22 protein-coding genes are annotated in these 24118 nt (G+C 59.3%); 4 read left to right on the plus strand and 18 right to left on the minus strand.

The window, feature by feature from the left end:
* Positions 1-43 precede the first annotated feature (43 nt).
* Positions 44-493, plus strand: coding sequence for a hypothetical protein (locus tag M504_RS08265; RefSeq protein ID WP_047490029.1), 450 nt, complete (start codon positions 44-46; stop codon positions 491-493).
* 36 nt (positions 494-529) lie between these two features.
* On the opposite strand, the gene M504_RS08270 is transcribed toward M504_RS08265, so the two are convergent.
* The 10 genes from M504_RS08270 to M504_RS08315 all read right to left on the minus strand — a co-directional run bounded on the left by M504_RS08270 (position 530) and on the right by M504_RS08315 (position 12049).
* A complete protein-coding gene (locus tag M504_RS08270) occupies positions 530-1948 on the minus strand; it encodes a PepSY domain-containing protein (protein ID WP_047490032.1) in 1419 nt (472 codons plus the stop codon).
* Between the two features lie 73 nt (positions 1949-2021).
* Positions 2022-2408, minus strand: coding sequence for a hypothetical protein (locus M504_RS22040; RefSeq protein ID WP_156993628.1), 387 nt, complete (start codon positions 2406-2408; stop codon positions 2022-2024).
* 169 nt (positions 2409-2577) lie between these two features.
* Entirely contained in the window at positions 2578-4026 is a 1449-nt protein-coding gene (locus M504_RS08275; protein WP_052200533.1) for a DEAD/DEAH box helicase, read from the minus strand.
* A gap of 636 nt (positions 4027-4662) precedes the next feature.
* Entirely contained in the window at positions 4663-5562 is a 900-nt protein-coding gene (locus M504_RS08280; RefSeq protein ID WP_084214218.1) for a TIGR03435 family protein, read from the minus strand.
* A 91-nt stretch (positions 5563-5653) separates the two neighbouring features.
* Positions 5654-6469 carry a glutamate racemase gene (gene murI, locus M504_RS08285; protein WP_047490038.1) on the minus strand — a complete coding sequence of 272 codons (816 nt, stop codon included), beginning with the start codon at positions 6467-6469 and terminating at the stop codon, positions 5654-5656.
* Complete coding sequence (locus M504_RS08290) at positions 6462-7145, minus strand: GerMN domain-containing protein (protein ID WP_047490041.1); 684 nt, start codon at positions 7143-7145, stop codon at positions 6462-6464. The genes murI and M504_RS08290 overlap by 8 nt, the downstream gene beginning before the upstream one ends.
* Complete coding sequence (locus M504_RS22505) at positions 7142-7927, minus strand: N-acetylmuramoyl-L-alanine amidase (RefSeq protein ID WP_047490044.1); 786 nt, start codon at positions 7925-7927, stop codon at positions 7142-7144. The genes M504_RS08290 and M504_RS22505 overlap by 4 nt, the downstream gene beginning before the upstream one ends.
* Positions 7928-8044: 117 nt before the next feature.
* Positions 8045-9154 (minus strand): VWA domain-containing protein, encoded by a 1110-nt coding sequence (locus tag M504_RS08300; protein WP_047490047.1) that lies wholly within the window; start codon positions 9152-9154, stop codon positions 8045-8047.
* Complete coding sequence (locus tag M504_RS08305; RefSeq protein WP_052200534.1) at positions 9138-10169, minus strand: VWA domain-containing protein; 1032 nt, start codon at positions 10167-10169, stop codon at positions 9138-9140. The genes M504_RS08300 and M504_RS08305 overlap by 17 nt, the downstream gene beginning before the upstream one ends.
* A 305-nt stretch (positions 10170-10474) precedes the next feature.
* Positions 10475-12049 (minus strand): DHA2 family efflux MFS transporter permease subunit, encoded by a 1575-nt coding sequence (locus M504_RS08315; protein ID WP_369792894.1) that lies wholly within the window; start codon positions 12047-12049, stop codon positions 10475-10477.
* A 143-nt stretch (positions 12050-12192) separates the two neighbouring features.
* On the opposite strand from M504_RS08315, the gene M504_RS08320 reads away from it, so the two are divergent.
* The 3 genes from M504_RS08320 to M504_RS08330 are packed head-to-tail and all read left to right on the plus strand — an operon-like array spanning position 12193 to position 15917.
* Entirely contained in the window at positions 12193-13635 is a 1443-nt protein-coding gene (locus M504_RS08320; protein WP_047490061.1) for a DUF1015 domain-containing protein, read from the plus strand.
* Positions 13636-13644: 9 nt separating this feature from the next.
* The gene (tsaE, locus tag M504_RS08325; protein WP_047490064.1) at positions 13645-14082 is read left to right on the plus strand and encodes a tRNA (adenosine(37)-N6)-threonylcarbamoyltransferase complex ATPase subunit type 1 TsaE; all 438 of its coding nucleotides are present in this window, start codon (positions 13645-13647) and stop codon (positions 14080-14082) included.
* A gap of 38 nt (positions 14083-14120) precedes the next feature.
* Complete coding sequence (locus M504_RS08330) at positions 14121-15917, plus strand: ABC-F family ATP-binding cassette domain-containing protein (protein WP_047490067.1); 1797 nt, start codon at positions 14121-14123, stop codon at positions 15915-15917.
* Here M504_RS08330 and M504_RS08335 read toward each other — a convergent pair whose 3' ends face one another.
* From M504_RS08335 to M504_RS08370, 8 genes are all read right to left on the minus strand, one after another.
* Positions 15918-16133 (minus strand): hypothetical protein, encoded by a 216-nt coding sequence (locus M504_RS08335; protein ID WP_047490070.1) that lies wholly within the window; start codon positions 16131-16133, stop codon positions 15918-15920.
* A complete protein-coding gene (locus M504_RS08340; protein ID WP_047490073.1) occupies positions 16130-17398 on the minus strand; it encodes an amidohydrolase family protein in 1269 nt (422 codons plus the stop codon). Before M504_RS08340 ends, M504_RS08335 begins: the two co-directional genes overlap by 4 nt.
* A gap of 130 nt (positions 17399-17528) precedes the next feature.
* Positions 17529-18641 (minus strand): dGTP triphosphohydrolase, encoded by a 1113-nt coding sequence (gene dgt, locus M504_RS08345; RefSeq protein WP_047490075.1) that lies wholly within the window; start codon positions 18639-18641, stop codon positions 17529-17531.
* Positions 18642-18688: 47 nt separating this feature from the next.
* Positions 18689-20812, minus strand: coding sequence for a tetratricopeptide repeat protein (locus M504_RS08350; protein WP_047490078.1), 2124 nt, complete (start codon positions 20810-20812; stop codon positions 18689-18691).
* 124 nt (positions 20813-20936) lie between these two features.
* On the minus strand, positions 20937-22517 hold the full coding sequence (gene purH, locus M504_RS08355) for a bifunctional phosphoribosylaminoimidazolecarboxamide formyltransferase/IMP cyclohydrolase (protein ID WP_047490082.1): 1581 nt from the start codon (positions 22515-22517) through the stop codon (positions 20937-20939).
* Between the two features lie 6 nt (positions 22518-22523).
* On the minus strand, positions 22524-22868 hold the full coding sequence (locus tag M504_RS08360; protein ID WP_047490085.1) for a DUF86 domain-containing protein: 345 nt from the start codon (positions 22866-22868) through the stop codon (positions 22524-22526).
* Positions 22858-23172, minus strand: a complete 315-nt coding sequence (locus M504_RS08365; RefSeq protein ID WP_047490087.1) for a nucleotidyltransferase family protein — start codon at positions 23170-23172, stop codon at positions 22858-22860. The genes M504_RS08360 and M504_RS08365 overlap by 11 nt, the downstream gene beginning before the upstream one ends.
* A 29-nt stretch (positions 23173-23201) precedes the next feature.
* The gene (locus M504_RS08370; RefSeq protein ID WP_047494076.1) at positions 23202-24107 is read right to left on the minus strand and encodes a dihydroorotate dehydrogenase; all 906 of its coding nucleotides are present in this window, start codon (positions 24105-24107) and stop codon (positions 23202-23204) included.
* Between the last annotated feature and the right edge of the window lie 11 nt (positions 24108-24118).

The following is a 24118-nucleotide window of genomic DNA, read 5'->3' on the forward strand; positions in this document are numbered from 1 at the left end:
CCATGATTTGCCGATGTTTCCTCTACGGTGTCATGCTGTAGTCATGAAGCGTCTCGTCATCACCGCGATCGCCCTACTGTTGTCTGCATCTGCCGTAGCGCAGGACAACGGCTACTGGAAAGCCACAAGCAATACTGCGCGTTCCGTGACAGGTGACATCATCATCTCTGGTGAACGACTGTCCATTTACTTCCAGCCCTTCACCATCGCAGACCTGCGTGAACTGAATGCGGAAGAGATTGCAGCGGTGTTCAACTTCGACAGTCCCGACGGCGTGCATGGCAAGCTGTATCGCCTAAGCATCGCGGGCGACCGCAAATTCCTGCACAAGAACACGCTGTGCGGAGCTGAAGAGACGCAGTACATGGCGACTGCAGTGCAAGGCAAAACCATGCAGGTAGCCTTCTTCTCTGGCAGCAAGATGCCGAGTATGAAGGCAGAGGATCTGAATAACTCCTCCGCGCTGTGTGGCACATACACTTATTCGAAGTAACGGAAAGGCTGGAGAGTTATTCTCCAGCCTTTCTACTTATGCCATGGCAGTAAGTCCAAGCCAGCGACTAACTGACGGGACTCGTGATAACACCGTCCATTCCAGCAGCAATATCGCAATCAGCGAGAACGCCATCGCTGGCAGATAGATTGCAAGCGCGACCACTGCGGCCACCAATCCAAAGCTCCAGCGCGGACGTGCCAGCGGCAACGGCGCACCTAACACTCCGACATACCGTCTTCTCCACCAGACGACAACTGCGCTCACGCAAAGCAGCACTAATCCCATTGCCGTGATCAATCCCAGCAACTGGTTCATCAGGCCGAAGAGTTGTCCTTCGTGCGCGGCGATACCAGTACCAACAATGCGATCAAGGATCATTCCCTGGTTGAAGTTCTTCCGGCTTACGATAGCTCCCGTCTCCGGATTGGCCTGCAACACATCGCGTAGTGTGCGGTTCTGTGCGTCAGACTTGATCGTCCAGGTACCGCCAGTCTTCATGGCAGGCATGATCTCCACCGGGGCGGCCAGATGCAGTGTTGCTGCAACTGGGACGAGTACGTTGAATGGTTGGTACGGATCGGTGCCCATATCCATGCCGTCCATATAGTGGCCCATGTGGCCGGAGTGATCCATGCCCGGCATGTCGTCCATGGCATTGCTCAGACTATTGCTGTTCTGCGCCATGCGATCGTTCAGCGCATCTGCACGGCTTATCGTCCAATCCTGCTTGGCGACAGATGTACCTGTCACTTGGCGGACCTTCTTGAAGTAGCCGCCCCAACCTTTGGCCCATGGGAGTCCGGTGAGTATGAGGAACAGTGCCAGGGCTGAGATCCACACGCCAGTGACAGCGTGGAGGTCTCGCCAGAAGATGCGGCTGCCGCTGCGTGTGCGTATCCACAGAACACCCGCAAGCTTCTCCGTCTGTCGCGGCCACCACAGATACAAGCCGGTAAGCAGCAGGACGATCGCCCATGAAGCAGCAAGCTCAACCAGGTACGAACCTGGTGTTCCCACCAGCAACTCACCATGCAGATGCTGAATAACCGTCATGAAGCGTTGGTCCTCGCTGATGGTGTGCAGAATGGCGAGCGTCTGCGGGTTTACGTAGACGCGATACTCCTTCTTGCCCATGCCCACGATCACACGCACCGCCGCATCGTCGCTTGGTGGCAATTCGTAGTAATGCAGCGTTGAACCTGGAACTGCAATAACAGCAGTGCGAGCGATCTGTTCGGGTGTAGCTCGCGGACCAGTGAGATGCAGACGGTTGTAGGGACGATCCATCCAGCGTTCGATCTGCGGCTTGAACAGATAGATGGAACCTGTAATCGATAGCCAGATGACAAGAGGGATGCAGAAGATGCCGGCGTAAAAATGCCAGCGCCAGATAGTGCGATACAAACGACGTCCTCGTTCTTCGACAGGGACGTTTGCGGGAGCGGTTGCCATGCAAGGTTTCCTTCCTTCTATGTAAGCGGAGACGAAGACTCTGCTGCATTGCCAGGCAGCAGAACTCGACGCGTTACCGAGTAAGTAAGGAAGGAGGCCCTCGTTTTCCGCGAGCACGATCGTGCGCAATGCGTTGGCTGACTTCCGCCTGTACGACAACCGCTGATTGTCCTTGAAGAGCCGTGAACAACATCGGCGCAGAAGGAGGTGCGAGCAGATTGGGTATGCTGCCCAGGCTTAGCACTGCCGGGCAGCAGGGGCACTTCTCCTGCACCACTGAGATGTGCCGGTGTTCCGTCGGCTGTGAATCCTGTTCCGCCATCTGTGTGCAGTGGTGCAGGCCGGCGCGGCGGCAGCAGGCAGGCAATGACGCCTCACTGCTCGGTGTGAGCGCGAAGAGCGACGATGCCAACGGCAGGCCGAAGACAACCAGCAACAGAATGGCGAGAAGCTTACGCAATATCGCTATGGAACCACACGCGTGCGTTCACGGCAACGGATTGCGTGTAGAAGTCCAAAGGGACGCCCGAAGGCGTCCCTTTTATACGGAGAGAACTAGGCTGGTTTGCGAGGAAGTGATGCGATCGTCGCCGCCCTTCGCAAGGGGTCCGCGCGAAATCAACCATTCTTTACCGGCTACGACGACGGCGGAAACCGCCACCACCACCGCGTCCACCATTGCCGCTACTGCGGCTGTTGCCGTTGCCGCGGCCCGAGTGATTGCGGCCCTGCGGTACGGGTGCGTCTTCCAGACTGGTGCCCTGCGGATTGGTCTTCCAAGCCCGGGTCTCCAGTTGCATCATGTCGCTCACCTTGCTCAGGTCGACCGGTGAGTTCCGTTCTTCCTTAGCCAGATTCTTATCTGCCTCCCGCCAGATGAACGAGATCTTCAGTTCCCGCTCAATACGGCGCGCATCGCTGCGCTCCTGTGGCATGACAAAGGTGGTAGCGAGGCCTTCCTTGCCTGCTCGGCCGGTACGACCGATGCGGTGGACAAAGTCCTCACTTGCGTTGGGAAGATCATAGTTCACAACGTGCGCAATGTGGGAAATATCTATTCCGCGCGCTGCGACGTCCGTTGCGACCAGAATGCGGCTCTTGCCGGTGGCGAACGCCTTCAGGGCCGAGGTGCGCTGGGACTGCGAGCGGTCGCCGTGGATGATGCTGGCGGTGTAGCCCAGCTTCTCCAGCTTGCGGCCGATGCGGTCTGCGCCGTGCTTGGTGCGGCTGAAGACCAGGAACGTTCCCTCTTCCTCGTTCAGCATCTGCTCCAGCAGGCCCAGCTTCTGGTCCTGCATCACGGTATAAGCACGCAGTTCTACACGCTCGTTCGGCTTGGAGGTGGTGCCAATCTGGATGCGGACAGGCTTCTGCACGTAGTCGCGCACGATCTCGGCGATGTTGGCGTCGAGGGTGGCGGAGTAGCACATGGTCTGGCGGGTCTTCGGCAGAGCGCCGACGATGCGGCGGATGGCCGGAAGGAAGCCCATGTCGAGCATGCGGTCCACTTCGTCCAGTACCAGCATCTCCACGTTTCGGATGCTGATCTCACCGCGCTTCAGGTAGTCCTCAAGGCGTCCGGGCGTGGCAACGACCAGGCGCGGGCCACGGCGGAGGGCGTCAAGCTGTGCGCCTTCGCTCAGACCACCGCAGACCAGCACGGCATCGTTCTTCTGGCCAGGCATCAGCTTGGCGTAGTTGTCGAGCACCTGCATGGCCAGCTCGCGCGTGGGCAGCAGGATAAGGGCGCGGATGGGCTTGTTCTGGCGCTTGCCCTGCTTCTCGCCCGGTGCGGGAGCCTGGAGCGGGTTCGCGTCCATGCGCTCGATCATCGGGATGAGGAAGCTGAGGGTCTTACCGGTGCCTGTAGCTGCGGTGGCGAGTACGTCACGGCCTTCCAGAGCGGGAGCGATTGCCTTCGCCTGCACGGGCGTCGGCGTGACATAACCTGCCGCAGCGAGACGGTCCTGCAGACGCTGGGAGAGGTTGAAGTCGGTGAAAAGGGGGGAAGAAGTGGTGGTTTCGGTAGAGGTTGCCGGAGCGTTCTGCTCAGCGACTGCAGTATTGCCAGTGTTCAAGTGTGATCTTTCTCTGTCTGTGTGCGGCGGCGGTCCTCGTTCAGTGCGGACTGCCTGCCTGCCAGTTCGTTGTAGTGATGCAGGTGTGTTTTCACTCCTTAGGCGTGGAGCGGAACACTATGGATCGATTCGATCAGCATTGACTTGATAGGCCTTTGCTGCTGCACGGCGAGATCGTTATCCCTGCTGCTCCGGTCTGGTAAACGTCTGATGCGTTTATCTCTCGAGAGTCCAGGTGATCTTCAAAGCCAGAGCAACCAACGCTTCCCTCTCTCTTGTTCAAGGGATGGCATGCAGCGGTGGGACAGAACATCGCGGTCTCTGGCCAGCCCCAATCCACTTCGGGCCGTTCCCTGCGACGTACAGAGCAGAATCACTCTGTGGAAATTGTAGCACAAGTCAGGGGTACCCCCCTCCCCCTGTTTTTCTAAAATCGTCTTTCTATTGGGGTTAGGGCTCTAGTGTCCGTAAAATCGCCTATTGATTGGAGTTAGAGGAAAAATCGTCTATCTAAAAGAGTTAGCTGATTAGGTTCGGGGAAATACCATGCCAACTGTATTTCTTTTGGTTTGTTGGGGTTGGGTGGTTTGAGGGCTTGACAGCACTTCGTGCCGTTCTCGACGCCTTCGGCGGAACCTAGTTCTCGGACGGTCGTTCGATGTGATCGATGACAAGCGTCTCAACCTGCTCTTTCGCGGAGACCAGCTTGAGTCCGAACTTTTCCTGCAGCATGGTGAAGATGTAGGACTCGGTCTCGTCTGTGTGTGGCTCCGGAGCGTCAAGGTGGATGTCATAGAGGCCGGTGAGCCCGGTCCTGTCGACGACCAATCGTCCGGCTCTGTTCGACAGGACGGTTGAGAGCGTCCTCATCGAAACGCCGTAGAGAGCCATGCTGCCGCCGGGACCCACTGCAAACATGCCGCCACTGCCGGGAACGGCGCCCACGCCCGGATGTTTCGCGAGGATGTCCGCAGGCAGGGTGGATTCTGCCGATGACAGCTTGGGCCCGTTTTTCGCGATCACCAGATCGTATACAGCCCGTTCCCGCAGTTCGCGGTGGACAGTGAGTTTGCAGCGTTCCTCTAGGAGAGCCTGCAGAAGCGTAGGAAACATTTTTTTCTGCGCGGCGGAGTTCTGCCATTCCGCTCGATCGGCCTCTTCCAGGCGCGCTTCAATGTCGTACCGCTCGGATGACATCCATTCCGGTGCGCCGACGGTGCGGCCACTGGTCGAAAAGCCAAGCGTGGTGCCGTCGGATGGGACCTCGGCAAAGAACAGGACAGCGATCAACGGGCAGTTGGCCATGTGGAAGCCGTCGGGCAATAGGCTGAAGTGCTCCGGATCACAGGACCCTGTGCCGGTGATGTTTCGGCGTACCGACGCAACGGCGAATGTCAGCGGTGTACCGTTCTCACCGAGAGCTGGATTTGGGGATGCCAATGGAGCGGCGGGAGGTTGGGCGTGGACAGACGAAGATGGAACAACGAATAAGCCCATTGCTGCAGAGAACAACAGACTCCTAGAAGACGTGCGCATGCCCCGACCCTCGCTCTCGATTATGTTCTGGTACGGAGAATCGGGCACGACGGTTCCAGTGATACAGAAGGGATTCGCGCTTGAGGATGGATCAGTCTTCCAGGGTGATGAGTTCTACCGTGGGGATTTCGCGGCCGAGGAAGCGGGGGGCGAAGCGCTGGAACTTGGCGGCTGCGTCTGTGGCCAGGAAGTGCAGTTTGGGTTCCGCGCTGCCGGGGGTTGTTGCGGCGGGTAGCAGGGTGACGGTGTGACGGGCGGTTGCTTCGGCGGAGTCGACGATGGGGATGTTGCTGTCGAGTTTCGCTATTTCCCTTTGCAACAGTGGTCGAAGCAGAGGGTAATGCGTGCAGCCGAGGACGATGGCCTGCGGCGGTTGTGGTGCGGCGGCGAGCGCCTCCTGCAGGTACACGTCGGCGATCTGTTCGGTGATGGGGCCGTCGGTCCAGCCCTCTTCTACCAGCGGGACGAAGAGTGGGCAGGGTTTTTCTACGGCTTGAAGACCGTGGGTGGCGCACGCTTCCGCATAGGCGTGGGAGTTGCAGGTGCCTTCTGTGGCCAGTACCAGAACGGTTGCGCCTGGAGGAACGATGGCGGCTGCGGCTTCTGCTCCGGGGCCGACGACGCCGACGAGTGGCACGGGAGCGTTGTCCTGAAGGGATGGCAGTGCCAATGCCGAGGCTGTGTTGCAGGCGATGACGACGAGTTCTGCGCCGCGGCTTACGAGTTCGCGGATGGCCGCGCGGGTGTAGCGGGTGATGGCGGCCTGTGATTTGGAGCCGTAGGGAAGATGGGCGGTGTCGCCGAGGTAGAGGAAGTCTGCGCCGGGGAGATGGTGCAGGAGTTCGCGCAGCACGGTGAGGCCGCCGAAGCCTGAATCGAAGACGCCGATGAGCGGGCGGTTAGTCATGTGTGGCGGTCTGCACCGGGGCGGTGATGGAGGTATCTGCATCGAAGATGCGATCGAACTCCACGCTGCCTGCGAGGGTGTCGCGCGGTTTGCCATCGACGAGGAACTTCACCTTGGTGATGTCAGGCAGGTTGGCGCGGAGGGTACCGACGATGGACTGGATGGTGAGCGTCTCCGAGGTGATGCCGGCGGGGTGGCCGTCGACCCAGGAGGAGCGCAGGTTCACTACGGCGAGTTCGCCGGTGGCCTGTGTCAAAGGGTCGGCCTGCGCGTCTTTTGTGAGTGGGGCGCGCTGCAATGAGGAACCCGTTGAGGAGCCGAGCGGGAGTGGGACGAGGAAGACATCGTCGACCGCGATACCACCGTCGAGCGGATGGTTTGAGCGCGGCAGGGAGTATTCCGCCAGCAGATGCTCCACGAGAGCGCGTGCGCGGACGGCGGCGTTCTGCGGCAGTGCGATGGAACGCACGGTGGGCGTGAGGGTGAAGTCGGAGTCGTCTGCGAGGTCCAGCGTGACCTGTTCCGACGCGGAATAGACGGGCGCTTCGAGGGGTGTGTGGTCGGCGTTCTTCACATCTGCAAAGTTTTTGCGGTGCATGTAGACGAGGAAGATGGCCATGAAGACCGATGCGCTTAGCAACACGATGAACAGGATGCGCTGGTAACGAGGGATCATTGCTGCGCTGCTCCTGTGGGTTTGGGTGTTGCCGGTTTTGGTTGCGCCGGGACTGCGGGCTTGGGCGCAGGCTGTGTTGCCTGCGGGGTGGCTGGCTTGGGTGCGGGTGTTGGTACGACAGGCTCCGGCTTGGGTGGAGCAGGTGGCGTCATGTTGCCGACCTTGTTGCGCCAGAAAAGAAGAACGTCTGCGATCGTTTCGGCTACGCGGTTTTGATACGGCGGATCGTCGGCTGCGGTGCCGTCTTTCTGAGGCCCCATTTCAATGGCGACTGCCGGGCACTGCATGTTGTCGAGTGGGCGCGTCCATGTGGTTCCGCTGGCGATGGGGATGCGTGTGCGGCCGAAGGCTTCACGCAAGCCGCTGGCCAGTGCCTGCGAACGCGCGGCGTAGGCGGATTGTGCTTCGTCCCACACGACGGGCGCGGCAGGGTCAACCATTGACGGCTGCGGCAGCGTGGTGGTGAAGAGATGGATTCCGTTGCCAGTGCTGGAGGCGTACAGCAGGATGCAGGCGATGGGATGCGTCGTGTTGGCGATGGCGGCGCGCTGGTCGTTGGTGGTGTCCACGTCGGATTCGCGAGTCATCTGCACGGCGAAGCCGCGGGCGCGCAGGAGATTGCCGAGATGCTGCGCCACCTGCAGCGTGACCTGCTTTTCTTCGACACGGTCTGCGATGTGCGAGCCACCTTTGGACCCTCCGCGTGCGGGATCGATGAGCACTAGCGGCTGCTGGGCGGCGGCGCTGACAGCGAGCAGGAGGGATGGGATAAGCAGCTTCACGTGATGGCTATGTGATTGTAGCTGGTACTTCGTACCGTACTCGACGCTTCGCGTGTTGCACTTCGTGCCGTTCTCGACGCTTCGCGTGTTCTTCGCTTTGCGAAGGATTGGGGACTTTTACTTTTGGTTTTCCGGTTTCAGGCCGGGTGCGGGGCCAGCTGGCTGGGAACCCTTGGGGAAGTAGCCGCTGCGGGTGCGGACCGTGAGTTTGCCGAAGCCTTTGGCCTGCGCGGTAACGTGGACTGTACGGTAGCCGCCGAGGCGCGCGGACTTGGTGGAGCTGTAGGAGATGGTGTACTGCTGGCGGATGTCTGCGGCGACCTGCGCGGCGATGGCGTCCACGTCTTCGAGCTTCTTGGGGAAGTAGGCGACGCCGCCGGTTTGTTCTGCGAGCGTTTCCAGAACGCGACGGGCGTGGCGGCTTTCGCGCTTGTCTTCATCGGGGCCGAAGAGCAGGCCGACGCAATAGATGACGGGGCCATCGAGTTCCTGCACTCGGCGGATGGTTTCTTCCAGCGTGGAGGACGAGGCGTTGTCGTCGCCGTCGGTGATGAGCAGGATGACCTGCTTTGGTTCTTTGGCGTTGCGCGAGAGATAGTCGGCGGAAGCGATGACGGCGTCGTAAAGCGCGGTGCCGCCGCTGGCTTTTACGTAGTTGAGGCCGTCTTCGAGCTTCTTGATGTCGTGGGTGAAGTCAGCGTCGATGTAGGGGTCGAAGGAGAAATCGACGAGGAAGGCTTCGTCCTTGGGGTTGGACAGCTTGATGAGGTCGAGCGAGGCTTTGCCGACGGCGGCGCGCTTGTCGTACATGGAGCCTGACGAATCGATGAGGAGGCCGAGTGAGACGGGAAGATCTTCATGGCGCAGGCTGGCTACGGTCTGCTGGACGCCGTCTTCGAACACGGTGAATGCGGAGGGCTGCAGCGTTTGCACGGAGCGTCCGCTGCCGTCGATGACGCTGGCGTTGAGGCGGACTTCGCCGACTTCAGTGTGCAGCGTGTATGTGCCACCGGCGCGCTGAATCTGGTCGATGGAGGGCTGCTGTCCGTTGGTGTCGGCACCGGCAGCGGTGGGGGCTGTCTCAGGGTCGGGCGAGGGGATGGGATCGCGGTCGACGTTGAGAGATGGAGCCGAGGGCGCGGGGGCTTGCTGCGCAGAGAGCGCGGGAAGCATCGTCAGAGTGGAAGCGAACAAAAGTGGTGCAAAACAGTTAATCCGACGGTGCATAGTAACCCTGGCGATTGTGTACGGAGAGCTGTGGCAATCCGGGTGGCGGATTCAGCTTCACCTTCAGCTTACGCCAGTTGCCATCGTGATGAAGGTCCGTTGGCTTGTATCCGATGACGTATTCGTTTCGGAGCTCTGCGGAAATTCGCGACGCGATGTCACCCAGCTCTGCTACGTCTGTGACGTGAAAAAGGCGTCCGCCGGTTTGATCGCACATGTCCATTAACAGCGCCGGGCCGTTGCGTTCTTCTTCGGTTGGCGCGTTTTGTTCGAAGATGCCGATGGCGTACATCTGCACGTCGCTTTCCCGGACGGCTTTGCGCAGTTCCCCTTCGGTGTAGCGCGAACGATTGTCGCCGCCGTCAGAGATCACCAGTAGCGCCTTGCGTTCGTACTTGGCGTCTTTCAGCTTGTCGAGGCCGAGATAGACGGCGTCAATGAGCGCGGTGCGGTTCTGCGGCTTGAGCATGACCATGCGCGCGTCTACGTCGTCGACGTTATTGGTGTAGTCGACAACGATGTTGGGGCGGTCATTGAAGGCGACGACGAAGAACTCGTCCTGCGGGTTGCTGGTGCGCATGAACTCGCTAAGGGCGCGGCGGGAGCGGGTGTACTTGTTGTTCATGCTGCCGCTGAGATCGAAGATGATGCCGATGGAGATGGGCGCGTCGTCTGTGGAGAAGGTGCGGATGGTCTGCGGCTGGTTGTTCTCGTAGACGTAGAAGTTTTCGCGCTCGAGGCCGGTGACGAGGCGGTTCTGGTCGTCAGTGACCGTCATTGGGACGAGGACGAGGTTCGCTTCGACCCGGAGGGGGGCGCCGGGGCGGAGCGCGCCTTTGGCTGTCACGTCCTTGCCGGTGATGACTTCGCCCGCAGGCGGCTTGGGGGGATCCGGCTTGGTGGGAGTGTGGGGGTTCTGCAACGGGTTTTCCTGCGCACGCAGGGTTCCTGCTGCAGGAAACAGCAGCAAGGAGAAGAACAGTAACGCAACGACATTACGGCCACGTGTTGACATATATCGCCCCCGGCTGTCCCTTACAGCGTTCGGCAAACCGTCTCGTCATTACTTGGACGGTTTCGGCCCGCAGAGGTTTTCTACGCCCCCGTGGGAAGACGATTGTACGCGATGGGGTTAGTGCCTTTGTCACAGTTTTTCTTCGGCATGTTGCCGGATAAGGTGACAAAGAGTTGGCATGCGCCGGCGACGTACAGTGTGGCTAAAGCACTTCCGGCGAGGGGTTTCCAGACGGGTGCGCGGGCTGACGATCGATCCGATCAGAAGAGAAACAGGCATACGGATCGCTCGCAGAAGTGATGCGTTTAGTGCACGGCGCCCTCGGGTGCCTTTTCGCCACCCTTTGGTTTGCTGAGGAGGAAGGCGAGAAAGAACATGCCTGCTGTCATCCACGCCAGCATGCGATAGACATCGGCATAGCCCATGACGGCGGCTTGTTGGTTGAGCTGCTGGTACACGTTGGCCTGTGCGGCATACGGCCCTTGCGCCTGCCCCGCATGAATGCCGAGAAAACTGCCGACCTGCTGAACGCTGCTATTGAACTGGTCGTTGGCGTAGTTCATGTAGTTCTGCAGGCGTGCTTCGTGGAACAGTGTGCGATTGGTGACCTGCGCACCGGAGAGGGCGATAAGGATGGAACCGCCGATGTTACGTGCGAAGTTCACAAGGCCGCTGACCTGATTCGACGCTTCGCGCGGCAAGCCCACGTATGCCGCATTCGTGATGGCGATGAAGCAGAACGGGATGGGTATGACCTGGATGACGCGCAGGAATGAGTTCTGGCCAAAGCTGATGCCCAGCGTGATGTGCGTGGACATGTACCAGTAGGCGCAGGCGAAGAAGACAAAGGCGCAGGCGACCAACGTTCGCGCAGGAAGTTTGTCAGACAGGATTCCGGCGATGGGTGCGCACACCAGAAGCACGCATCCGCCCGCCGTAAGCGCCAGACCCGCGTTGGTGGCGTCGTAACCGAGCAGTTGCTGGGTGAATTGGGGTTGCAGCACCGTTCCGGCGTTGAGGATGCCGCCGACCAACATCATGAGAAAGCAGCAGATGGCGAAGTTTCGGAAACGGAAGAGACGCAGGTTCATGATGGGATTTTTGGCACGCAGTTCCCACCAGATGAGCGCGATCATGCCGAAGACGAACATGGCCGCGAAGGTACGGATGAAGTTGGAGGCGAACCAGTCGTTTTCTTCGCCCTTGTCCAAAGCAATCTGAAGACCCGCCATGGAGATGGTGAGGAACGTCAGGCCGATGTAGTCGACGTTCAGCAGGTTTTTCCTGTCGCCCTTAATCCATGGCGGATCGTCTACGAGGCGCGATACGAGCAGGAAAGCAAGGATGCCGACGGGGATGTTGATGTAAAAAATCCATCGCCAGGAGTAGTTGTCGGTAATCCAACCGCCGAGGGTGGGACCGATGGAAGGTGCGAGGACCGCCACCAGCGCGTAAAGCGAAAACGCCGTTCCACGCTGTTTGGGGTCGAAAGAGTCGGCCATGATGGCCTGCGCCATGGGTTGCAGACCGCCGCCGCCTGCGCCCTGCAAGACGCGGAATAGCAACAACAAAGGCAGCGAGGGAGCGATGCCGCAGAGGAAGCTGGCGATGGTGAAGATGGTGATGCAGAGCAGGAAGAAGTTTTTCCGGCCGATGACGCTGGAGGCCCAGCCGCCCAGGGGCAACACAATGGCGTTGGACACCAGATAACTGGTGAGCACCCATGTTCCCTGGTCCTGGCTGGCAGCAAGTGAACCGGAAATGTGGGGCAGGGCCACGTTGGCAATGGAGGTGTCCAGCACCTCCATAAAGGCGGCGAGCGCGACGGTACCAGCGATGAGCCAGGGATTGACCCGCGGTTTCCATTGTTCGTGCGCCACGTCTGCCATGTATTTAGGTAGATGCAGAAACTTTTCCCAGAGTATTTACGGCTTTTGTGAACACTTGGAAAGAAGCGGGATTTCCGGCCCGATAGAATGGAGTGGCAACGAAAATCGCAAGGAGCACCCCTCTCAAGGCACGCATGCGTATTTATCCTTTCCGCGCCCTCCGTTACAACACGCAAAAAGTACAGCTGGAAGACGTTGTTACACAGCCGTACGACAAGATTTCGCCTGCGATGCAGGAAGCGTATTACGAGAAAAGCCCGTACAACCTGATCCGTGTGATCCTGGGCAAGCGCTTCCCCGCTGATACAGAGACGGAGAATGTGTACAGCCGCGCGGCGAAGACGCTGCAGGACTGGCGCAAGGAAGCCGTGCTGGTGGAAGAGCGTGAACCCGCGCTGTTTGGCTATGCGCAGCGCTACACCGTGCCGGGCACCAACGAAGTGCGCGAGCGCCGCGGCCTGATCTGCCTGGGCCACCTGTACGACTATGCCGAGCAGGTGGTGTATCGCCACGAACAGACGCTGGCGAAGCCGAAGAGCGATCGTCTTTCGCTGTTCAAGTCGACGCGTACTTACTGCGAACAGATTTACATGCTGTACAGCGATCCCTCGTTCACGGTGGAGAGTCTGGTGTTTGGCAACCGTTCCGGCGAGCCGACGATTGTTGCGGATGAGACCGTAACCGATGAGTACGGCGTGGTTCATTCCGTATGGAAGGTGACCGATCCGCATGTGCTGAACCTGCTGGTGGGCGCGCTATCTGACAAGAAGCTGATCATTGCGGATGGACACCATCGCTACGAGACGTCGACTGCGTATGCGCGTGAGCGCGCTGCAGAGCTGGGCGTTGCGGACTCGACGCGTCAGCATGAACACAGTGAGAAGCAGGTGGGTGAGTCAGACGAATCGCCGTCGAACGATGCGGACATGAAGATGGGACCGCAGTTGCCGGTGCCTCCGTTCCCCGAAGCCGCGATGATGATGACGCTGGTGAACACGGATGCTCCGGGCATCACGATTCTGCCGACGCACCGCATTGTGTATGGACTGAAGAATTTCTCGTCGCAGGCGTTTTTGGATAAGGCTGCGGAGTTCTTCGATGTGAGCAAGGTGGAAGCGAAGGCTGTGGCTGCGGGTTCTGACGCCGAAGGTGTTGAGAGTGCCGCGGAACGTCTTGCACCGCTGAATGGTACGGAAGGCGTTGCGTTCCTGGCTGTGATGGCTGATGGAACGTGGCTGCTGAAGGCGAAGAAGGCTGCGGTGGAAGGCGCGCTACAGCATGTGCCGCCGCGTCAGCGTGTGATGGATGTGGTTCAGTTGCATGCGCTGGTGCTGGAGCAGTTGCTGGAGCTCACGCCGGAATCGATTCGTCAGCAGGAGAATCTGCGTTATCTGCGTAGTGCGGAAGATGCAGCAGCACAGGTTGCGCGTGGTGAAGCAGACATTGCTTTCCTGATCAAGCCCGTAACGCTGGACCAGATGAAGGAAGTGTCGCTGGGTGGCGAAGTGATGCCGCAGAAATCGACCGACTTTTATCCGAAGCTGCTGAGTGGACTTGCTTTCTACGCATTGGACTAATTGAAGTAGATGATTGAAAAACGGCTGAAAACACGCAGCGTGAATGGCACGATGGCGTTGGCGCAGAACATCATGGAATTGATGTTGCCTGCGCCGCGCCTCGTGATTCTGAAGGGCGACCTGGGCGCGGGTAAGACCACGTTGGTGAGAGGCATTGCGCAGTGCATTGGCGCAAATGCTGAGGACGTGACGAGTCCCACGTTCACGCTGGTGCATGAGTACCAAGGCACGAAGCTGAAGCTGTATCACCTGGATTTGTATCGTCTTGAAAAAGACGAGCAACTGCTTTCGCTGGGCATTGAGGAGATGGAAGCCGATCCGAATGCGCTGGTGCTGGTGGAGTGGGGCGATAAGTTTCCGTCGCTGCTGCAGCGGGCGCGCGGCGCGGTGGTGATCACGCAGGGCGAGGAGCCGGATGAGCGCTGGTTCTTTGTGCAGATGCTGTAGGCACGTTCTCCCTTGCATAAAACCGATAAACTAGAACGATGCCGCCGATTCTTAACGCGCAATCCGTCTCGAAGCGCTATGGCGCACGTGTCCTGTTTCAGAATGTTTCGCTGGTTGTTTCCGATGGCGAACGACTTGGCCTGGTAGGGCCGAATGGCGCTGGCAAGTCCACGCTACTGAACATTCTTGCTGGACGCGAAGATGCTGACAGCGGCGAAGTAGCAGTGCGCAAGCGCGCGCGTGTTGGTGTGATCCACCAGATCAGCGAGTTCCCTGCCGGTGTGACTGTGCGCGGCGTTCTGGAACGTGCGCTGGTGGACGGCAACGTGCCGGAAAACGAGCATGAACAGCGACTGCGCGAGCTGATGGGCCGCACTGGATTTCCTGACGAAGACGCGGAGGCGCGGAGCCTTTCGGGCGGCTGGCGCAAGCGGCTGGCGATCTGCGAAGGCGTAATCGTTGAGCCCGACGTATTGCTGCTGGACGAGCCGACGAACCATCTTGATCTGGGTGGCATTGAGTGGCTGGAAGACTTACTCAACTACATCCCCAGCGCGTGCGTGATTATTTCGCATGATCGCTATTTTCTTGAGGCTGTGAGCAACGAAACGGCAGAGTTGAACCGTGTGTATCCTGACGGCATCTTCCGTGTGCATGGTGCGTACTCAAAGTTTTTGGAAGAGCGCGAGTTGTACCTGGCAGCGCAGGCGAAACAGACGGAGAGTCTGCGTAACCAGGTGAAGACGGAGATTGAGTGGCTGCGCCGCGGACCGAAGGCTCGTACGACGAAGAGCAAGGCACGCATTGATAAAGCGCACGAGATGATTGGCGAACTGGCTGATCGTAATGCGCGTGCGCAGAAGTCTTCTGCGAATATTGATTTTGTTGCCACGGACCGTCAGACGAAACGGCTGATTGAAGCAGAGAACGTGTCGCTTGAGCTCGATGGGAAGACGGTCGTTCGTGATCTTAACTATGTGATGACAGCGCGTGCGCGCGTTGGTTTGGTTGGGCCGAATGGCAGTGGCAAGACTACGATTCTGCGTTTGCTAACCGGTGAGTTGGAACCGACCAGCGGAACGATCAAACGGGCACATCAGCTTCGCGTGGTGTATTTCTCGCAGGCTCGTGAGATTGATACGAAGCTGACGCTGCGGCAGGCACTGTCACCTGAAGGTGATTCGGTTGTTCACAATGGTCGGCAGATCCATGTGGCCAGTTGGGCTGCGCGCTTTCTGTTTACGGGTGAGCAGTTGAATCAGCCGGTTGAACGATTGAGCGGTGGCGAGAGGGCGCGCGTGTTGATTGCGCGCTTAATGCTGCAGCCTGCGGATTTGCTGCTGCTGGATGAGCCTACGAACGATCTGGATATTCCTACGCTGGAGATTCTGGAAGAGAGCCTGCTGGAGTATCCCGGTGCACTGATGCTGGTGACGCACGATCGCTACATGCTGAACCGCGTGGCGACGACGGTGCTTGGTCTGGATGGCAACGGCAACACGGAACAGTTTGCGGACTTTGCGCAGTGGGAAGACTGGATGAATACGAAGCCAGTTGTGGTTGCGGAAGTTGCGAAGGTCGCAGAGCCTGTCGTGGAAGCTCCTGTTGCCAAGAAGAAGCTCAGCTTCAACGAGCAGCGTGAGTGGTCAACGCTGGAAGAGCGCATTGCCACTGCAGAATCGCGTGTCGCGGCGGCCGAGCTTATATTGGCAACCCCCGCGATTGCAGTGGATGCCGCGGCGCTGCAGGATGCGCTGATGGAGCAGACGAATGCGCAGGGCGAGTTGGCGGAACTGTATGCGCGATGGGAAGTGCTGGCCGATCGCGCGATGTGATCAGCGCCACTCAGCTGGGTCTTCCGCGTTGCGGCGCAACGGGCGGTAGAAAGTCAGATTGCAGATGACGCAGCGCCAGGGATACTGGTGGAAGAACGGCATGATGTGCGTCTGCAGGATGCCTTCGCGGAGGACGCGCTCGAAGCGGTCGCTGCCGCAACGAGCGCAGATGCGCTTTCCTTTTTTGTCGTAGCGTGCGCGGGTAAAGAGGCTCATCGTTTGATCACCTCGCCGTTTTTCATTACGAACTGCACATGTTCTAGTGCCGTAATGTCTTTGACGGGGTCGCCGGGTACAGAGATGACATCGGCGAAGAAGCCAGGCTTCAACTGACCGATGCTGTTTTCCCAGTCGAGAAGCTTTGCGCCGTTGATGAGATCTGCGCGCAGGACGTCTGCAGGACTCATGCCGTACTTCACCATGAGTTCCATCTCGCGTGCCTGTGTGCCGTGCGGGAATGGGCCTACGTCAGAACCTACGGCGAAGGGTACGCCTGCTGCGATTTGCTTCTTGAACTCCGCAGCGTGAAAGGCTTCGCTTTCGCGGCGACGCTGCGTGGCGGTGGGTGATTCCGCGTGTTCTGCGAAGTATTCGCTGATGGCGAAGGTGGGCACAGCGAAGATGGCTTTCTCCTTCATCTGCTTCATGGTTTCGGCAGAAAGAAAATCGGCGTGATCGACGGATGCTACGCCGGCGGCGACAGCGTAGCCTGTGCCGGGTTCTGCTGTGGCGTGGACGGCGACTCGGCTGCCGGTGCGTTTGGCTTCTGCGACGGCTGCGGTGAGTTGTTCCTGCGTGTATTGATAGGGCGATGTGAAGACACCGTCATGCAGGCTGTCGCGGCCCGTTTCGTAGATCTTCACGAAGTCAGCACCCTGCTTGCGCTGTTCGCGGATGGTGTGCATGACTTCGTCGGTGCTGTCGGCGCGGTCGGCGTTGCTTAACAGATGTTGGTCAGGATTTTTGCCGCTGTTGTCTTCGTGGCCGCCGGTGATGTCGATGGCGTTGCAGGAGACGCGCATGCGCGGGCCGGGGATCAGGCCGCGGTTGATAGCATTGCGCACCGCAACATCTGCGCAGCCCGCGCCTTCGGTGCCCATGTCGCGTTCGGCGGTGAATCCTGCGAGGAGATCGTGCTTTGCGGCGTCGGCGGCGATGAGTGTGCGCTCCGGAACGCTTTCGTCCACAGTTTGGTTAGCTTCGTTACCTACATGAAGGAAGAGATGCGTGTGCGCGTCAATGAGGCCGGGCATGAGTGTTGTTTCGCCAAGGTCAATGACTTCTGCACCGGCAGGATGTGTGACGTGCGTTCCTGCTTCCTTAATTTTGTTGCCTTCTACAAGGATTTCGCCGGGAGTGAGCGTCTTTCCTGCTGCTACATCGAGGATGCGTGCTGCGTGCAACACGACGGTGTGAGGCGGCTGTTGTGCCAGCAGCGCCGCGGGACAAAGCAGGGCGAAGGCTACGGAAGCAATCTTCATGCGTGTTTTCGCAGCATACCGGAGGCGACGTCAGTTTTCTATGAAAGCTTTTCGCCCGAACGGCTTCAGCCTTTTGTCGCAACAAGCAGCGCAGCAAGACCACGTGAGTGTTATGTACGTTGAAAAATTTCTAGCGACGAAGCTTGGAGGCTATCCAGAACTGCTGCAGGATGTAGTTGTCTGTCATGCCTGCGATGTAGTCGGCGACGGTGCGGGGAAGGCCGTCGACAGCGCTTTCTTCCACGTAGCCTGTGGGCATGCGCGAGGGATCCTGCGTGTAGAAGTGGAAGAGCGTGCTGACGACATGCTCAGCCTTGGCATGTTCCGCTTCGAGGAAGTCGCAGGTGTAAAGCTTGCCGTAGAGATACGCTTTTTCTTCCTGCCGTTGCGCTTCCATTGCAAGAGAGAAAGTGGCGACACGCTCGGGGCAGTTGCGCACATCGTCGAGTGAACGCAGGCGATGCTGCATGACATTGGCGGCGGTGTTTTCAACGAGGTCGCAGGTGAGTTCGCTCTGCATGACCTGCAGTGCCTCGTGGAAGTGGAACTTTTGCGAGACGCCGGGATGAATCTCCTGCACCTTTTCGTAGGCACGCCCCATGATGCCGATGTTGGCGCAGATGTGTTCGATATCGAGAAGGCCACTCTCCACGCCATCGTCAAGATCGGCGGTGAGGTATGCGATCTCATCTGCAAGGTCGATGACCTGTGCTTCCAGCGGCGGACGCTGATTGAGAAAGTATGGCTGCAGCGCGGGATAGTCGATGGCGCTGTAGTCGCGCGAGTGCTTCACGATGCCTTCGCGCACACCGAGTGTGAGATTCAAACCGCGATGCGCAGCGTACCAGTCTTCAAAGTGTTCGACGATGCGGAGCGCGTGGAGATTGTGATCGAAGCGAAGGCCGTGTTTCCGCAGGCATTGATCCAGCGCACGTTCGCCCGCGTGACCGAAGGGTGGATGACCAATGTCATGAACGAGTGCGAGGGTTTCAACGAGTTCTTCATTGAGGCCCAGGCATCGCGCTACTTCGCGCGCGATCTGCACCACTTCAATGGTGTGGGTGAGGCGTGAGCGGAAGTGGTCCGACTCGCGGCTGGTGAAGACCTGTGTCTTTCCTGCGAGGCGACGGAAGGCGCGCGCCTGCACCACGCGTTCGCGGTCACGCTCAAAGCCGGGGGCACGAACCTCTGCAGTCTCAGACCACTCGCGCTGCAGGAGTGCCTGCTCTGCTACGCCACGCACGCTACAGGCGCGCAGGTCATAGCAGGCGTCGATTGGAGCGACTGTGCCTACGGCATCACCTTCGTTCCCGCTGCGTTCTTCGCGAGCTTCACCTTGGCGGAGTCAAGACGCTTGTGCAAATTGCTGACGTCATCGGGTTCAATATCCGCGGGCAAGGAGCGGCTGTATTCCATCAGCGCGCGTTCCCACTGCGCGACGGCAGGCTTCAGCTTGCCCTGCTTTTCCAACGCCTGCCCGAGATGATCGTGGACGGTGGGATCTGTGGCGTTGCGTTCCACGGCCTTCTGCAACAGATCTTCCGCCAGGGCGTATTCGCCCATCTTGAAGTAGACCCAACCCTCGGTGTCCAGATAAGCGTAGTTCTGCGGATCAAGCTCCACGGCCTTCTTCACCATGCTGAGCGCTTCCGGCAGCTTCACGCCGCGCTCCGCGAACATGTACGCGAGATAGTTGAGCGTCTGCGCGTTGGTGGGATCGACGTCGAGCGACTTCCGGAACCATGTTTCCGCTTCGTCCTTCTTGTTTTCCTTGTCGTCAATGGTGCCGCGCAGGAACCAGAGGTAAAGCTTGTCTTCATTGCGCGAGGAGAGCGGTTCGGCTTTGTCCAGCGCTGCGTTCGCATCGTCATACTTGCGCAGACGAAGGTATGCCTGTGCCAGTGTGAGGTATGTGATGCGATCGTCTGGCCCCTTGCCGTTCAACTGCTTCTTCAGTAGCGCAATGCCTTCCTCTGCCTTGCCGGTGTCTGCAAGCTGACCAGCCCAGAGCATCTGCGCATCGCGATCCTGCGGCGCTGCCTTGGCTGCCGCAGCAGCAACGGCTTCTGCCTTATCCCACTCGTGTGCGTCGCGATAGGCATCGACTGCACCGCCGACGCCGCGCGACTTGAACTCGCCGCCGAGTGCCGTCATTTGCTTGTAAACATCCACGGCCATGTCGATCTTGTTCTCTTCGCGATAGAGCGTGGCGAGGCGATCGAGGAAGATGGCGCGGTTGTTCCGTTCGCCGTCGGTGTAGCTGTTGTCTGATTTTGCGGTGGTCTGGAGGACGCCCTTCAGCGCAGCTTCTGCGTCGGCATAACGGCCGAGAGCGTCGTACAGTAGAGCTTCGTTGAAGATGAGTTCTTCATTGTCCGGAATGGAGGCTTTCGCCTTCTGCAGCGTGGCGAGAGCCGTATCGTAATGACCCTGGCGACGCTGAATTTCCGAGATCTTGATGTATGTCTGAGCATCTTGCGGTTCGGCGGCAAGGATGTCGTTGTATACCTTCAGCGCATCGTCCAGCTTGTCCTGCGCGAGAAGCGCGTTCGCAAGACCATGCATGGCGTCCATGTTGTCGCCTTCGTTGTCCAGCGCGCGCTGGTAGGCGGCGGCGGCATCCTTGGGCTTATGCAGTTGGTCGTAGCTGGCGCCGATGGCGAGTTCGATGCGTGCGGTGCGGTCTTCCACCGGCAAAGCGGAGAGCGTGTTGACGACGCGCTGCGTGTCGCCCTGTTCGCTATAGAGACGCGCGAGGTTCAGCAGAGATTCTTCCGTGCCACCGTCGAGGTTTTGCGCGGCTTTGAACTGTTCCTCAGCCTTTGCCGAGTCGTGACTAACTTCGTAAAGCTGACCGAGCAGAAGATGATTCTCCGCAACGTTGGGCTCGAGTTTGACGAGCATCTCGTATTCCGCACGCGCGAGATCGACCATCTGTTGCTGCTGCGGACCCTGCGCGTCGCCAAGTGAACGGTAGTAGATGCGACCGAGGAGGCGATGGGCTTCGAGGTCGTCGTTATTCTTCTTGATCTGGTCCTGCGAAACCTGCACGGCTTCGCGGATGCGGCCCAGTTTGAAGTACAGACCAGCGAGACCATCCTGAAGATAGACGGAATTGGGGTCAGCACCGAGCGCGAGCTTGTACTGTTCAATGGCCTGCGTGGCGTAATCGCTGCGACCCTGCGCGGTGGCGAGTTCCTCGTAGATGTGTGCCAGGCCGTAGTGGTAATAAGCCGCGCTGGGGCCTGAGGCGTCTTGCGACGCCGCGACCGGGGGCAGCGGTGCGGGAGCGTTCGTGTTCTTCTGGGCAGACAGCGGCGCCGCGGACACGATGAGTGCCGCGGCGACCAGAGGCATCCAGCGCGAGACGCGCCGGAGGGAAGACGATAAAACAGCGTTCTGCGGACCAATCATCAGAAGAACCAATCCTTCTGCCCGGCGTCCGCTCGCTCGCGCGACCAGGCTTGCAACAGATGTGTGCTAGCAGGTTAGACGAAGACGGGGCTCCGGTGGATGCGTACCTGTACGTACAGACATCTCAGCCGTGACGGAAGTGTCGCATTCCCGTGAAAATCATGGCAATGCCTAATTTGTCCGCAGCTTCGATGACTTCATTGTCGCGCACACTGCCACCCGGCTGAATGATGGCCGTTGCGCCAGCGTGTGCCACTGTTTCCAGGCCGTCAGGGAACGGGAAGAATGCGTCAGACGCGGCGACCGTGCCGGTGAGCGGAAGAACTGCCTTCTGCGCGCCGAACTTTGCTGCGTCAACGCGGCTCATCTGACCTGCGCCGATGCCGACGGACTGACCGTGGCGCTCGTGTGTGCGGGCGTAGACAATAGCGTTTGATTTCACGTACTTGCAGACTGTCCACGCGAACTTCAGAGCGGTCAGTTCTTCGGGCGTGGGCTGACGCTTGGTGACGACTTTCAGTTCCACGTCGGCCAGCGAGCCGCGATCGGCGTCCTGCAGCAGCATGCCACCGGAGATCTGCTTGAGAGCGATCTTTGCGGGTGCCGGATCGATTTCGATGAGACGAAGATTTTTCTTCTTTGCGAAAACTTCGACTGCTTCCGCCGTGAACTTGGGAGCGACGATGGCTTCCACGAAGAGCTTGGCGATTTCTTCTGCCGCGTCAGCGCCGACTTCGCGATTGATGCCGATGACGCCACCGAAGGCCGAGATGGGGTCAGCGGCGAGGGCGTTGCGGTAGGCGTCGGCTACGGTGTCGCCCGTGGCTACGCCGCAGGGGTTGGTGTGCTTGATGATGGCGACGGCGGGTTCGGTGAACTCGCTGGCGAGATCCCAGCAGGCGTCAAGGTCGACGAGGTTGTTGAAGGAGAGTTCCTTGCCCTGGAGCTGCTTCGCGTTGGCGATGCCCTTGTCCGTGCCGTCGGTGTAGACGGCGGCCTTCTGGTGCGGGTTCTCGCCGTAACGCAGCGTTCCCTTCAAAGGCAGGTTCAGGCGGAGGGACTTGGGCAGGACGTCTTCGAACGTAGCGGCCTGTTCGTGGGTGCCGTCGGGCTCGGGGAGCTTCTCCAGTGAATTGGCGATGGCGGTGTCATACGCAGCGGTGGTGGCGAAGGCTGCCTTGGCGAGACGCCACTTGGTGGGCAGCGAGAGCGAGCCGCCGTTGGCTTCCATCTCGTCAGCGATGGCTGCGTAGTCTGCTGCGTCGGTGACGATGGCGACGTCCTGGTAGTTCTTGGCGGCGCTGCGGACCATGCTGGGACCGCCGATGTCGATGTTTTCGACGATCTCCGCCAGCTTGACGCCGGGCTTGGAGGCGGTCTTTTCAAAGGCGTAGAGATTGACCACGACCATATCGATGGGCTGGATGGCGTGCTCGCTCACCGCGGCAACGTGCTCGGCGTTGGAACGGATGTGCAGGATGCCGCCGTGGACCTTGGGGTGCAGAGTCTTCACGCGGCCGTCGAGCATCTCAGGGAAACCGGTGAGATCGCTGATGTCGCGGACGGCGAGGCCGCCGTCACGCAGCATCTTGGCGGTGCCGCCGGTGGAGACCAGTTCCACTCCCTGCGCGTCGAGGCGCTTTGCAAAATCGAGAAGTCCTGTCTTGTCCGTAACGCTCAGCAGTGCGCGTGTAATCTTACCCATTTCCAGTTATCCAATCCTGTCGAGTTCAGCTTGTACTGCATTAAGAAAGTCCGGCAGTTGCTCCCGCACAGCTTTCCAGAGAATTTCGTGATCCACTACGCCGTATTCATGCGCGAGGATGTTGCGGAGTCCAATGATCTTGCCAGCATCCGGAAGTTGCTGAACAAACTCTTCGTCGATACGGCGAATGCGGATAAGGCCCTCTCCCACGATTTCAAGACAGCGTTCCACACTGCGGCGACGCATGCCATCGGCCATATAGGAAACGAAGGTTTGGCCGGATGTGTACTCCACAACCTCACTCGCCGCACCTACTACCTCAGAGAGATACAGCCTGATTTCAGGCAGCATAGAGAAGCTCTTTGTCTTGATCGACGCTCTCAATCATGTAGGGATTTTTTAGAGCACGTTCACTGATAACGTCGACCTTTCGTCCGAAGAGTTTTTGAAGAGCCTCTTTCAGATCCGTAAACTCGGACATCCATCCCCTTTCGGCACCTGGGAGGAACTGCACGAGAAAATCGATGTCGCTGGTCTCAGGATTGAAGTCGTCGCGGGTGACGGAGCCGAAGACGAGAAGGCGTGCGACGCCGTGTTCGCGGCAGATGGCTACTATCTGTTCGCGCCGCGATTCGATCTCGTGACGGCCGTTCATAGCAATAGTTTAGCAAGCGGAAATAGACGCTATGTGCGCAGACCGCCGGTTAGATCGGCTGCGTTGGCCACTCCGTTGGCGGCGCACCAGCGCTCGAGGCCGGTGCTGATCTTCTCTACGGCGCGGGGGTCGGCGTAGCTGGCGGTGCCCACCTCTACGGCGGTTGCGCCTGCGAGTAGGAACTCTACCGCGTCTTCCGGCTTGACGATTCCGCCCATGCCCACAATGGGGATGTTGACGGAGCGCGCTACTTCCCACACCATGCGGACGGCGATGGGCTTGATGGCCGGGCCGCTAAGACCGCCGGTTACGTTGGCGATCTTGGGTTTGCGGGTTTTCACGTCGATGGCCAGTGACAGGAAGGTGTTCACCAGAGAGACGGCGTTTGCACCTGCTGCCTGGGCTACGCGCGCCATGCCGCCGATGTTGGTGACGTTGGGCGAGAGCTTCACCATGAGCGGGCGCCTGGAGATGCTTTTGCACTGGTGGACGAGATCGCCGAGAGAGTCGGGGTCTGTGCCGAAGACCATGCCGCCGTGTTTGGTGTTGGGGCAGCTTGCGTTCAGTTCGTACATGGCGATGCCTTCGGCGTCGTTCAGGCGCTCGATGACACCGAGACAGTCTTCAATGGTGTAGCCGAAGACGTTTGCGATGCAGACGACGCCGGGCATGCGGCGAATGCCTGGCATCTTGTCTTTGATAAATGCATCGACGCCGATGTTCTGCAGGCCGATGGCGTTCATCATGCCGGAGGCGGTTTCGATGATGCGGGGCGCCTTGTTGCCGTCCATGGGGTGGAGGGACAGGCCCTTGGTGACGAAAGCGCCGATTTTTGCGAGATCGAGGATTTCCTCGAACTCCACGCCATAGCCGAAGGTTCCACTTGCAGCGATGACCGGCGATCGCATTGCGACGCCGGCCACCTCTACTGTCATGTTTGGCTTGC

The sequence above is a fragment of the Terriglobus sp. TAA 43 genome (assembly GCF_000800015.1).
Lineage (GTDB): Bacteria > Acidobacteriota > Terriglobia > Terriglobales > Acidobacteriaceae > Terriglobus.